The sequence below is a fragment of the Thalassobius vesicularis genome (assembly GCF_004799325.1).
Classification (GTDB): Bacteria; Pseudomonadota; Alphaproteobacteria; order Rhodobacterales; family Rhodobacteraceae; genus Thalassobius; species Thalassobius vesicularis.
In genome coordinates this window covers 348,396-360,561 of sequence record NZ_SSMD01000001.1, presented here as the reverse complement: position 1 = coordinate 360,561, position 12,166 = coordinate 348,396, and the positions used below count along the sequence as shown (strand labels likewise).

Sequence of the window (12,166 nt, the reverse complement as noted above, 5' to 3'; positions counted from 1 at the left end):
ACATGCACCCGAACCCCGCCTATCGATACGTACACCAGGACAGGAATCTGGTCTACGCAGCCGAGCGTGGCTTTGGCACCTTGGCCGTTGCGGGCGAGGGCGGGATGCCCCTGCTGTCGCATATCCCGTTCCTGATCGAGGGCGACCGGGCGGTGTTTCATCTGGTCAGAAGTAACCCCATCGCTCGGTTGGCTGGAAATCCTTTACCCGGGAAATTGTCAGTTTTAGGCCCCGAATCGTACGTCTCTCCGGACTGGTATGGGGTCGAGGATCAGGTGCCAACGTGGAACTACGTGGCTGTGCATCTGTCCGGCCCGGTGCAGCTGTTGCCTCAGGAAGAACTGCACGGCGTGCTGGACCGGCTGTCCGACCGGTTCGAAGCGGCGCTGCTGCCGAAACCGATCTGGAAGATGTCCAAGGTCGCCGAAGAGCCGTTGCAGCGCCTGATGCGGCAAATCGTGCCGTGCGCGATGCAGATCACCGATGTTCAGGGGACGTGGAAGCTGAACCAGAACAAGGCCGATGCGGTGCGTCTGGCGGCCGCTGACGGGGTCGAGTCGCATGGGCTGGGATCAGAGGTCGCGGCGCTGGCGGCGTTGATGCGCGATCCGCCTGCGTCGGAGTGATGGACAGGCGCAAGCGGTGATCCTACTCTGCTGATCGGAGCTTTGGAGGGAACATCCATGAAACTGATCTATGCCTCGGCCTCGCCCTTTGTGCGCAAGGTCCGCGTGCTGACGCACGAAGCGGGAATCGCCGACCAGGTCGATCTTATCAGCGTTGCAACGTCGCCCCTGGCCACGGCGGCCGAGGTGCGCGCGGCGAATCCGGTGGGCAAGATCCCCGCGCTGATCCGCCCTGATGGGCCGGCGATCTACGACAGCCGGGTGATCTGCCGCTATCTGGACGACAAGATGGACGCCGGCCTGTACCCGGAAGACGAGCTGTGGGAGGTGCTGACGCTGGAGGCCACCGCCGACGGGATCATGGATGCCGCCGTGCTGATGGTCTACGAGGGGCGCCTGCGTCCGAACCACCTGATTTTCGACGATTGGGTCGAGGGGCAGTGGTCCAAGGTCACCGGCGCGCTGGACGCGCTGAACGAACGCTGGATGGGCATGCTGAACGGCCCGCTGAACATGGGGCAGATCGCCGTGGCCTGTGCGCTGGGCTATCTGGACTTCCGTCACGGCGCGCGCAACTGGCGCGATGGGCGCGGTGCGCTGGACGATTGGTATGCCGTGTTCTCGGAACGCGACAGCATGAAGGCGACGATGCCGCAATAATAGGCGCTGGTACTCAAACGAAAGGGCCCGCCGGTTGGCGGGCCCTTTTGCGATCCGGCAGGCGAATCAGAAGCCGTAGCTGACGCCGAAGTTGATGGCGTTGGTGATCAGGCGGGTGTGCAGATCGCCGCCGCCATCCAGGCTGACATCGTTGTCCGAGGCGGTGAACTGATACTCGGTGAACAGTTTCCAGTGGTCGTTCAGCGCGTAGCTGGCACCGGCGGTCAGGCGCATGGCCGGGCCGGTCATCTGGTAGCCGTAGGTACGGGTGCCACCGGTGGGGGTGACATCGACGTGCGGCAGCGCAACGCCAAGACCTGCCGACAGGTAGGGCGTGAAGGTCTTCCACTTGTTCGGCCAACGCTTGGAGTAGTTCACGGTAATGATGTTGTGACCGTCCGTGAACTCCAGACGGGTGAATTCGGGGGCCATATCGGCGCCTGCATAGGCTTTATCGTGGCTCAGCTCGAAGCCCCAGCCGGTGTTGCCCGCATTCCAGAAGGTCACGCGGCCACCGTAGTAGGGGGGCATGGTGAACGACTTGCCGTCCCAGCCGATGCGCTTGCGCACGGGCCCGGGGAAGGTGACGCCGGCAGGCAGGGTGCCCGTCAGAATCGAATGCGGCGAGGTCTGCCAGCCGCCGTAAAAGCTGATTTCGGTTTCGGCTTGCGCGGCAGCGGCGCTGGAGATGGCCAGAACAGCGGCCGCAATCAGGGAGCGAGTCATGGAAGTATTCCATTTGGTTAATGTAACAGGTTCAAAAAGCAGAATACGTCCGTCTGCGGGAACCCTCAAGCGCGACACTTACGCACCTGTTGCGATTCAGCAACCCTTGAGGGGCATTGTCTGCTGGACTGAACGGAAAACCCCGGCTAAATAGCGCCACGGAAAGGCTGCGCAACCCGTGGCCCCACATCGTATAGGCCGGTTTCGGCCGAAGAATGGAGAAAACCTCGTGTCCCACGCAGAAGATCACGAAGGCACCCGCAGGGATTTCCTGTACTACGCCACCGCCGGTGCAGGTGCCGTGGCGACCGGTGCCGCCGTCTGGCCGCTTGTCAATCAGATGAACCCCTCCGCAGATGTGCAGGCTCTGTCCTCGATCCGCGTTGACGTTTCCGGCGTCGAGGTCGGCACGCAGCTGACCGTGAAATGGCTGGGTAAGCCGGTCTTCATTCGTCGGCGGACCGAGGATGAGATCGCCGCTGGCCGCGCAGTTCAGGTTTCTGAACTGATCGACGGCAACGCCGAAAACAAGAACAAGCCCGGCGCTGATGCATCGGACGAAAACCGCACCCTGGACGAAGCTGGCGAATGGCTGGTGATGATCGGCGTGTGTACTCACCTGGGTTGCGTGCCGATCGGCAACGCTGCAGGCGACTTTGGCGGCTGGTTCTGCCCCTGCCACGGTTCGCACTACGATACGGCTGGCCGTATCCGCAAAGGCCCGGCACCGCGGAACCTCGACGTCCCTGTCGCTGCGTTCGAAGACGAAACCACGATCAAACTGGGATAAGGAAACGCATTCATGTCCGGCATTCCGCACGATCATTACGAGCCCAAAACGGGCGCTGAGAAGTGGCTGCATTCGCGCCTGCCCATCGTGGGCCTTCTCTATGACACCATCATGATCCCCACTCCGAAGAACCTGAACTGGATGTGGATCTGGGGCATCATCCTGACCTTCTGCCTGGCGCTGCAAATCGTCACCGGCATCGTTCTGGTGATGCACTACACCCCGCACGTTTCGCTGGCATTCGCCTCGGTCGAGCACATCATGCGCGACGTGAACGGCGGCCACATGCTGCGTTACCTGCACGCAAACGGCGCTTCGCTGTTCTTCGTTGCCGTCTACCTGCACATCTTCCGTGGTCTGTACTACGGGTCGTACAAAGCCCCGCGCGAGATCACCTGGATCATCGGTATGCTGATCTACCTGTGCATGATGGGCACCGCCTTCATGGGCTACGTTCTGCCCTGGGGTCAGATGTCCTTCTGGGGCGCGACCGTGATCACCGGCCTGTTCGGCGCAATTCCGTTCATCGGTGAGCCGATCCAGACCTGGCTGCTGGGCGGACCGGCCGTGGACAACGCCACGCTGAACCGCTTCTTCTCGCTGCACTACCTGCTGCCCTTCGTGATTGCTGCGCTGGTCGCCGTCCACATCTGGGCCTTCCACACCACCGGCAACAACAACCCGGCAGGTGTCGACGTGCGTCGCGGCTCGAAAGAAGAAGCCAAGAAAGACACCGTTCCGTTCTGGCCGTACTTCGTCATCAAGGACGTGTTCGCGCTGGCCGTCGTGCTGCTGGTGTTCTTCGCCGTGGTCGGCTTCATGCCGAACTACCTGGGTCACCCCGACAACTACATCGAGGCAAACCCGCTGGCGACCCCCGCACACATCGTTCCGGAATGGTACTTCCTGCCGTTCTACGCAATCCTGCGCGCCTTTACCGGTGACGTCTGGGTTGTGATGTTCGCCAGCTGGATCACCGGCGGCATCGTCGACGCCAAGTTCTTCGGCGTGCTGGCCATGTTCGGCGCAATCGCCGTGATGGCTCTGGCGCCCTGGCTGGATACCTCGCGCGTGCGTTCAGGCCGTTACCGTCCGATGTTCAAGTGGTGGTTCTGGCTGCTGGCCGTCGACTTCATGGTCCTGATGTGGGCCGGCGCAATGCCCGCCGAGCCGCCGTACTCGACCATCTCGCTGATCGGTGCCACCTACTGGTTCGCGTACTTCCTGGTCATCCTGCCGCTGCTGGGTGTGATCGAAAAGCCGACCGCCGCGCCGGCCACGATCGAGGAAGACTTCAACGACCACTATGGCAAGCCTGCCGAATAAGTAAGGAACGGGATTATGCTTAAGAAACTTGCGATTACCGCAGTTGCCGCCCTGACCCTTTCGGCCGGCAGCACTCTGGCCGCGGGCGCTTCGGGCCACATTCACGACGTGGACTTCTCGTTCGAGGGGCCCTTCGGTAAGTTCGACCAGATGCAGCTGCAACGCGGCCTGCAGGTCTACACCGAGGTCTGCGCGGCGTGCCACGGCATGAAGTTCGTGCCGATCCGCACCCTGTCGGACGAAGGCGGCCCGCAGCTGCCCGAAGACCAGGTTCGCGCCTACGCCGCCCAGTTCGACATCTACGATGCCGAGCTGGACGACACCCGCCCCCGGACCCCCGCGGACAAGTTCCCGGCCGGTGGCGACCCCAAGGCACCTGACCTGTCGCTGATGGCCAAAGCCCGCGCTGGCTTCCACGGACCCTATGGTTCGGGCATGAGCCAGCTGTTCAACGGCATCGGTGGCCCCGAATACATCGTCTCGATCCTGACCGGCTACACCGGCGAGGAGAAAGAGGAAGCGGGCACCACCTTCTACGCCAACACCGCCTTCCCGGGTGGCTGGATCGCCATGCCCCCGCCGCTGTCGGGCGAGGACGTGGAATTCGCCGATGGTCATTCGAACGAGCTGCACCACGAGGCCGAAGATCTCGCAGCCTTCCTGATGTGGGCCGCAGAGCCGAAAATGATGGCACGCCAGCACGCCGGTTTCGTCGCCGTGCTGATGCTGACCATCCTGTCGGTCCTGCTGTACCTGACCAACAAGCGCATCTGGGCGCCGGTCAAGAAAGCCGCCAAGAAGGCCTGAGCCTGACTGGATCTAAAAAAGAGAAAGCCCTGCCAGATCGGCGGGGCTTTTTTCATTGGCCGCGCAAGTGTGAACCGCGGATGCCTCCGGCGGGAGTATTTGGTTCAGAAAGAAGCCAAGGTGCCGTCCTTCTCCTTACCGCGCGCGGGCGGGAAAGGACGCCGCAAGCTGGCTTCTTTCTGACGAAAATACTCAAATCCCGAGGGTGAAGTCAGCGCATCAGGTCGGGGAGGTCGCCGTTCAGTCCGGCGGCTTCGCGGATGAAGGTGCGGCGCAGGCTGGGGAGGGCGTTGACCGCACCCATGCCGATGTTGCGGGCAAGACGCAGGAACGGGTTGTCGTTCGAGAAGAGTTTGTTTGTTAGGTCCGTGGTCACGGCGAGTGTGGCCGTGTCGAAGCGGCGCCATTCGCGGTAGCGGTCCAGCACCAATTCGGAGGCGTAATCCTCGCCGCGCCGTTGGGCGTGGGTGATGACGTGGGCCAGCGCGGCTACGTCGCGCAAGCCGGCGTTCAGGCCCTGGCCTGCGATAGGGTGCATCCCGTGGGCCGCATCGCCGACCAGCGCGAGGCGTTCGGCGGTGAAGCTGTTGGCCAGCGTCAGGTTCAGCGGGTAGGTGAAGCGTTTGCCGACCAGCCGGATGTTGCCCAGGAAGTCGCCGAAGCGGGGGCGCAGGACCTGGATGTAATCCTCGTCGGACAGGGCGTGGATATGGGCGGCGTTTTCGTGGGTTTCGGACCACACGATCGAGGACATGTTGCCCGGCAGCGGCAGGATGGCCAGCGGGCCCGGCGGCATGAAGAACTGGTGGGCAATGCCGTGGTGGGGCAGGTCGTGCTCGATGGCGCAGACCAGTGCGGTTTGGCCGTAATCCCAGCCGGTGCGCTTGATGCCAGCGCGCTCGGCGGTGCCGGAGCGGCGGCCGTCGGCGCCGACCAGCAGGCGGCCGCGCAGGGTGGTGCCAGAGGCGAGCGTTAGGGTGACGCCAGTCTGATCCACGGTTTGGGCGGTGACGGTTTCGCCCTCTAGCACGGTGATCAGGGGGTTTTCGGCCATCGCCTCGGACAGGGCGCGGCGCAGGAAGCGGTCTTCGAGCATGAAGCCCATCAGGCCTTCTTCGATCTCGGCGTGGTCGAAATGCAGGAAGAAGGGCGAGAGCGGCCCCTCGCCGGCGCGGCCATCGGTGACCTTGATCTCCAGCATGGGCTGGGATTGGCGGGCGACGCGAGGCCAGACGCCAATCGCGGCCAGCAGGCGTTTGGAGGCCAGCGCCAGCGCATAGCCGCGCCCGTCGAAATTGTCGTCGGTCTGGCGGCCGGGCGGCAGGGCGTCGATCACGGTGGAACGCAGGCCAGCCTGCGCCAGGGCCAAGGCCAAAGCGGGGCCGTTCTGGCCGCCGCCAACGATCAGGATATCGGACGTGGTGCTCATGTCGCAAATATGGTGAGGAATGCGGGATTGTCCATGCGCCGTGCTGCCGCTACCGTCTGGGAAAATGCTTAGGGGAGCAATGGGCATGAGTGAATGGCTTTGGCAAAGTGCGGCCGAGTTGGGGCGGGGGATCGGCAGCGGGGCGATTGACCCGGTGGCGCTGACGCGCACCTATCTGGAGGCGATCGACGCGCATCCGTTCCGCGACCGCATCTATGCGCGCGTGACGGCGGATCGCGCGATGGCCGAGGCTGGGGCCGCCGCCGAGCGCGCCAAGGCCGGGTTGCGCCTGTCGCCGCTGGACGGGGTGCCGATCAGCTGGAAAGACCTGTTCGACAGCGCCGGTGTGGCGACCGAGGCGGGCAGCGCGCTGCTGAAGGACCGGGTGCCAAGCTCGGACGCGTGGGTGCTGCGCAATGCGACGGCGCTGGGGCTGGTGTGCCTGGGCAAGACGCATATGAGCGAGCTGGCGTTTTCCGGGCTGGGGCTGAACCCGGTGACGGAAACCTCGCCCTGCGTGAATGATCATGAGGCGGTCTCGGGGGGGTCATCTTCGGGGGCGGCGACTTCGGTGGCGTTTGGGCTGGCGGCCTGCGGGATCGGCTCGGACACCGGGGGGTCGGTGCGAATTCCGTCGGCGTGGAACGATCTGGTGGGGCTGAAAACCACCGCCGGGCGCATCCCGCTGACCGGCGTGGTGCCACTGTGCCAGAAGTTCGACACGATCGGCCCGCTGTGCCGCACGACCGAGGATGCCGCGCTGATGCTGGCGGCGCTGGAAGGCGGCAAGCCCGCCGATCTGACCGGGGCCACGCTGAAGGGCAAACGCTTTGCGGTGCTGAACACCGTTGTGATGCAGGGTATCCGACTCGAGCCTCTGAAGGCCTATCAGACCGCACTGGACCGGCTGATCGACGCGGGCGCGGTGCTAGAGGAGCTGGACGCCCCCGAAGTGGCCCGCGCGATGGATCTGGCGGGGCCGCTGTTCGCGCCCGAAGCGTACGGCCAGTGGCGCGATGTGATCGAGGCCAACCCCGGCCTGATGTTCGCCCGCATTCTGGAACGCTTCCGTGGCGGCGCAAAGGTCAGCGGCCCGGACTACGTGCAAGCATGGCTGGAACTGGAGGAGTGCCGCGCCACTTGGAACGCGCGTGTGGCGCGGTTTGATGCGGTGCTGTGCCCCAGCTCTCCGATTCTGCCGCCCAAGACCGAGCGTTTGCTGACGGATGACGACTATTACGTCACCGAGAACCTGCTGGCGCTGCAGAACACCCGTGTGGGCAACCTGATGGGCGTCTGCGCGATGTCGATGCCAACGGGGGTGCCGTCTTGCGGGATCATCCTGATGGGCAAACCGATGCAAGAGGAACGTCTGCTGCGCGTCGCGGCGGCCGCTGAACCGGTGCTGCGCGGCGCCTGAGGGCGAATCAAATTCGCCACAGACGTAAGGCCTTACGCTGCTTTGTCTGGACGAAAGGCGTCTCGTTCGGTACTCTGATCCGAAACGGGGCGCCAATGATCCCGTCAGACTGAGGCAGTACAGAATGTTTCCCGAGCGGTTTGCCAACCTACCGGCTTATGCGTTTCCGCGTCTGCGCGCCCTGTTGGACGCGCACGAACCCGGCGGGCCGGTCATGCACATGACGATTGGCGAGCCGAAACACGCTTTCCCCGACTGGGTGCACGATCTGGTGGTCGAATCCGTGGCTGGCTTCGCGCAATACCCGCCGAACGAGGGCACCCCGGCCCTGCGCGCCGCGATTGCCGGGTTCCTGAAGCGCCGTTACGGCGTTGAGGTCGACCCCGAGACGCAGATCATGCCGCTGAACGGCACGCGCGAGGGGCTGTACAACGCCGCGATGGCGCTGATCCCCGAGCAAAAGAATGGCCAGCGCCCGATCGTGCTGATGCCGAACCCGTTCTATCAGGTCTACATGATCGGCGCGATTTCCGTGCAGGCTGAACCGATGTTCATCGCCGCCACGCGCGAAAACGGCTATCTGCCCGACTACACCGCGCTGCCCGCCGAAGTGCTGGACCGCGTCGCCGCCGCCTATATTTGCAGCCCGGCGAACCCGCAGGGCTCGGTCGCGGATCGCGCCTATTGGGCCGAGCTGATCCGGCTGGCTGAAAAGCACGATTTCCAGATTTTCGCGGATGAGTGCTATTCCGAGATTTACCGCGACACGCCGCCCCCCGGCGCGATGGAAGTTGCGCAAGAGCTGGGCGCGCATCCCGAACGGGTGGTGATTTTCCACTCGCTGTCGAAACGGTCGAACCTGCCGGGGCTGCGCTCGGGGTTTGTGGCTGGTGGGCCGGAAAGCCTGAAGCAGATCAAGCAGTTGCGCGCCTATGCGGGGGCACCGCTGCCGCTGCCGGTTCAGCATGTCTCGCAGAAGGTGTGGGAAGACGAAGAGCACGTCATCGAGAACCGCCGCCTGTATGGCGAAAAATACGCGGTGGCCGACGAGGTGTTCGCCAGCATCCAGGGCTACAAGGGCCCCGAGGCTGGGTTTTTCCTGTGGTTGCCGGTCGAGGACGGCGAAGAGGCCGCGCTGAAAGCATGGCGCGAGACCGGCGTGCGCGTGCTGCCGGGCGCGTATCTGAGCAAGGACGTGAACGGGGATAACCCCGGCAAAGGATATATCCGGGTCGCCATGGTGGCCCCAAAAGAAGAGCTGCGCGAAGGCCTGATCCGCCTGCGCGACTGCATCTACAGATAACGGAACGAGGGCAGGATGGCATTTCAGACAAGGGGACGGGACCCGCTGTTCGACAGTGACATGCAGGCCGCGATCGAGAAGCGCGGCAAGGAATTGATCGGCATTGCGCTGGTCGTGCTGGGCGCGGCTGCGGTGGCGATGATGGCCTCGTACAGCGCGAACGATCCCTCGTTCATGCTGGCCACGGATGCGCCAGTGCAGAACCTGCTGGGACGGATCGGGGCCTCGATCGCGGCGCCGCTGTTCATGATCCTGGGACTGGGATCGTGGGGTCTGGCGATTGCGCTGCTGGCCTGGGGATTCCGTTTTGGCCTGCACCAGGGCGAAGAGCGCGCGCTGTCCCGAGCGCTGATGACTCCGATCTGGATGGCTGTGATCTCGGTCTATGCCTCGACCTTGGCGCCGGGGCCGGACTGGGGGCAGGGCTTTGGTCTGGGCGGCCATTTCGGCGATACCGTGCTGGGCGTCCTGCTGGGCGTGCTGCCGGTCAGCATGGCCTTCGGCATCAAGATGATGTCGGTGGTGTTCGCCGTGATGATGGTGGGCCTGGGTGCGTTCGTGCTGGGGTTCTCTGTCACCGAACTGCGTCGGATTTTCCGGTTCCTCGTGCTGGGCGTGGTCATGATGTACGCGCTGCTGCTGGCCGTGCTGGGGCGGGGGGCCACCGGTGCCTTCAGCGCCGCGCAATCCATGCAGGCGCGTCAACGTGATCGCCGTGCAAGCCGAGCCGCCGCCACGCCGGACGAACCGCAAGAGGAATGGGTCGAGCCCTTTGACGAGGTGATGGAGACCTGGGAACAGCCCGAGCCGCAACCCGCGCCGAAACCGGGCCTGCTGGGCCGTGTGCCGGGCTTGATCCGCCGCCCCGAGCCGATGCCCGAACCCGAACTGGTCGAGCCTGAGCTGGCCGCCGACCCGCAATTCGCGCCGGGTGACGACCGCATCAAGGCCAAGATCGCGGATGTGATCCGCTCGCGTGCCGTGCATCCGGCCCCGGTGGCCCCGCAAAGCCCGGTGATTGCCGCGGTGAAGGATCGCCCGCGTGGGCCGTCCGCGCTGGTGCTGGACACCTCGCGCCGTCCGACCCTGCCGCCCGAGCCGCCGATGACCGGCCCGCGCCACACGCTGCCGACCGAGCCGACGATGACCCGCAAGGCTGCCGAACCCACGCCCGAGCCGCGCCCCTGGTCGCAGCCCGAGATGCAGGTGCAGCCCGAGTATGTGGAACAGAATTTCGAAGCCAGCTTCGAGGACTTCGACACCTACACGGACGAGCTGCCGGACGAGAACATCTTTGACATGGCCGACGACGTGCCGCTGGAAAGCTATGACCAGCCCACGCCTGCCGCGCGCCCGTCGATCCCGGTGCAGGCCCCGCGCAAGGTGGTGGTGCAGCCGCTGAACCGCAAGCCGATCCAGCCGTCCACCCGCGCACAGAGCGAGGCGCAGCCCTCGCTGGCGTTCGAGGAGCCGGGCCATGCCTATGAGCTGCCGCCGCTGAACCTGCTTGCGAACCCCGCGAATATCCAGCGTCACCATCTGTCCGATGAGGCGCTGGAGGAAAACGCGCGGATGTTGGAGAACGTTCTGGACGATTACGGCGTCAAGGGCGACATCGTTTCGGTCCGCCCCGGCCCCGTCGTCACCATGTACGAGCTGGAGCCCGCGCCGGGCCTGAAAGCCAGCCGCGTGATCGGTCTGGCGGACGACATCGCGCGCTCGATGTCGGCGCTGTCGGCGCGTGTGTCCACGGTTCCGGGGCGTAGCGTGATCGGGATCGAACTGCCGAACGAGCACCGCGAAAAGGTGGTGCTGCGGGAAATCCTGGCCGCGCGCTCCTACGGCGATGCGAACATGAAACTGCCGCTGGCCCTGGGCAAGGATATCGGCGGCGAGCCGATGGTGGCGAACCTGGCAAAGATGCCTCACCTGCTGATCGCGGGGACCACGGGGTCGGGTAAATCGGTGGCGATCAACACGATGATCCTGTCGCTGCTGTACCGCCTGACGCCCGAGGAATGCCGCCTGATCATGATCGACCCCAAGATGCTGGAACTGTCGGTTTACGACGGCATCCCGCACCTGCTGTCCCCCGTGGTGACCGACCCGAAAAAGGCCGTGGTCGCGCTGAAATGGACCGTGGGCGAGATGGAAGATCGCTATCGCAAGATGTCCAAGATGGGCGTGCGCAACATCGACGGCTATAACAGCCGGGTCGAGGATGCGCTGTCGCGTGGCGAAACCTTTAGCCGCACCGTGCAGACGGGCTTTGACGACGAAACCGGCGATCCGATTTTCGAGACCGAGGAAATCACCCCGGTCAAGATGCCCTATATCGTTGTGATCGTTGACGAAATGGCCGACCTGATGATGGTCGCCGGTAAGGAAATCGAAGCCTGCATCCAGCGTCTGGCGCAGATGGCGCGGGCCTCGGGCATCCATATCATCATGGCGACGCAGCGACCCTCGGTGGACGTGATCACCGGCACGATCAAGGCCAACTTCCCGACCCGGATCAGTTTCCAGGTGACCTCGAAGGTCGATAGCCGGACGATCCTGGGCGAGATGGGGGCCGAGCAGCTGCTGGGCATGGGCGATATGTTGTACATGGCCGGTGGTGCGAAAATCACCCGCTGCCACGGGCCGTTTGTGTCCGATGAAGAGGTCGAGGAAATCGTCCGTCACCTGAAATCCTTTGGCCCGCCCGATTATGTGGGCGGCGTGGTCGAAGGGCCGGATGACGACAAGGCCGACAATATCGACGCGGTGCTGGGCCTGAATACCGGCGGCAACACGGATATGGAGGACGCCCTCTATGACACCGCCGTGGCGATCGTGATCAAGGATCGCAAATGCTCGACCTCGTACATCCAGCGCAAACTGGCGATCGGCTACAACAAGGCCGCGCGGCTGGTCGAACAGATGGAAGAGCAGGGCATCGTCAGCTCCGCCAACCACGTCGGCAAACGCGAAATTCTGGTCCCCGAGCAGTAATCGGGGAACAGGTCCGCCCATCGCGGAGTTGTGACACGAAAGTCAGGTGCGCTGCACCTGCGCCGTGATTATGTTTGGGGCATGA

The 12,166-nt window shown here is 64.2% G+C and carries 10 protein-coding genes; 8 read left to right on the top strand and 2 right to left on the bottom strand.

The annotated features are described in order from the left end of the window. Positions 1–2: 2 nt before the first annotated feature. Both E7681_RS01825 and E7681_RS01820 read left to right on the top strand, forming a co-directional pair. Positions 3–626 carry an FMN-binding negative transcriptional regulator gene (locus E7681_RS01825; protein ID WP_136337550.1) on the top strand — a complete coding sequence of 208 codons (624 nt, stop codon included), beginning with the start codon at positions 3–5 and terminating at the stop codon, positions 624–626. A 57-nt stretch (positions 627–683) separates the two neighbouring features. Then, positions 684–1,286 (top strand): glutathione S-transferase, encoded by a 603-nt coding sequence (locus E7681_RS01820; protein ID WP_136337549.1) that lies wholly within the window; start codon positions 684–686, stop codon positions 1,284–1,286. Positions 1,287–1,352: 66 nt separating this feature from the next. Here the strand turns inward: E7681_RS01820 and E7681_RS01815 are convergent, their stop codons facing one another. Then, positions 1,353–2,012 carry an outer membrane protein gene (locus E7681_RS01815; protein ID WP_136337548.1) on the bottom strand — a complete coding sequence of 220 codons (660 nt, stop codon included), beginning with the start codon at positions 2,010–2,012 and terminating at the stop codon, positions 1,353–1,355. Between the two features lie 229 nt (positions 2,013–2,241). On the opposite strand from E7681_RS01815, the gene petA reads away from it, so the two are divergent. Genes petA through E7681_RS01800 form a run of 3 tightly spaced genes read left to right on the top strand, consistent with a single transcriptional unit; the run spans position 2,242 to position 4,935 of the window. Next, positions 2,242–2,802: a ubiquinol-cytochrome c reductase iron-sulfur subunit gene (gene petA / locus E7681_RS01810; protein ID WP_136337547.1), complete on the top strand. Its 561-nt coding sequence runs from the start codon at positions 2,242–2,244 to the stop codon at positions 2,800–2,802. A 12-nt stretch (positions 2,803–2,814) separates the two neighbouring features. Then, a complete protein-coding gene (gene petB, locus E7681_RS01805; RefSeq protein ID WP_136337546.1) occupies positions 2,815–4,128 on the top strand; it encodes a cytochrome b in 1,314 nt (437 codons plus the stop codon). A 15-nt stretch (positions 4,129–4,143) separates the two neighbouring features. Then, entirely contained in the window at positions 4,144–4,935 is a 792-nt protein-coding gene (locus E7681_RS01800) for a cytochrome c1 (RefSeq protein WP_136337545.1), read from the top strand. Between the two features lie 211 nt (positions 4,936–5,146). Here E7681_RS01800 and E7681_RS01795 read toward each other — a convergent pair whose 3' ends face one another. Then, on the bottom strand, positions 5,147–6,364 hold the full coding sequence (locus E7681_RS01795) for an FAD-dependent monooxygenase (protein WP_136337544.1): 1,218 nt from the start codon (positions 6,362–6,364) through the stop codon (positions 5,147–5,149). Positions 6,365–6,449: 85 nt separating this feature from the next. Between E7681_RS01795 and E7681_RS01790 the strand changes: the two genes are divergently transcribed. The 3 genes from E7681_RS01790 (at position 6,450) to E7681_RS01780 (ending at position 12,081) form a co-directional block, all read left to right on the top strand. Continuing rightward, positions 6,450–7,784, top strand: coding sequence for an amidase (locus E7681_RS01790; protein WP_136337543.1), 1,335 nt, complete (start codon positions 6,450–6,452; stop codon positions 7,782–7,784). 124 nt (positions 7,785–7,908) lie between these two features. Continuing rightward, a complete protein-coding gene (locus E7681_RS01785) occupies positions 7,909–9,087 on the top strand; it encodes an aminotransferase class I/II-fold pyridoxal phosphate-dependent enzyme (RefSeq protein WP_136337542.1) in 1,179 nt (392 codons plus the stop codon). Between the two features lie 15 nt (positions 9,088–9,102). After that, positions 9,103–12,081: a DNA translocase FtsK gene (locus tag E7681_RS01780; protein ID WP_136337541.1), complete on the top strand. Its 2,979-nt coding sequence runs from the start codon at positions 9,103–9,105 to the stop codon at positions 12,079–12,081. The last annotated feature ends 85 nt before the right edge of the window (positions 12,082–12,166 follow it).

Bases quoted from the DNA above. Each gene is read 5' to 3' on its own strand.
- E7681_RS01825 (WP_136337550.1), top strand. From the start codon at position 3: ATGCACCCGAACCCCGCCTATCGATACGTACACCAGGACAGGAATCTG.
- E7681_RS01820 (WP_136337549.1), top strand. From the start codon at position 684: ATGAAACTGATCTATGCCTCGGCCTCGCCCTTTGTGCGCAAGGTCCGC.
- E7681_RS01815 (WP_136337548.1), bottom strand. From the start codon at position 2,012: ATGACTCGCTCCCTGATTGCGGCCGCTGTTCTGGCCATCTCCAGCGCC.
- petB (WP_136337546.1), top strand. From the start codon at position 2,815: ATGTCCGGCATTCCGCACGATCATTACGAGCCCAAAACGGGCGCTGAG.
- E7681_RS01800 (WP_136337545.1), top strand. From the start codon at position 4,144: ATGCTTAAGAAACTTGCGATTACCGCAGTTGCCGCCCTGACCCTTTCG.
- E7681_RS01795 (WP_136337544.1), bottom strand. From the start codon at position 6,364: ATGAGCACCACGTCCGATATCCTGATCGTTGGCGGCGGCCAGAACGGC.
- E7681_RS01790 (WP_136337543.1), top strand. From the start codon at position 6,450: ATGAGTGAATGGCTTTGGCAAAGTGCGGCCGAGTTGGGGCGGGGGATC.
- E7681_RS01785 (WP_136337542.1), top strand. From the start codon at position 7,909: ATGTTTCCCGAGCGGTTTGCCAACCTACCGGCTTATGCGTTTCCGCGT.
- E7681_RS01780 (WP_136337541.1), top strand. From the start codon at position 9,103: ATGGCATTTCAGACAAGGGGACGGGACCCGCTGTTCGACAGTGACATG.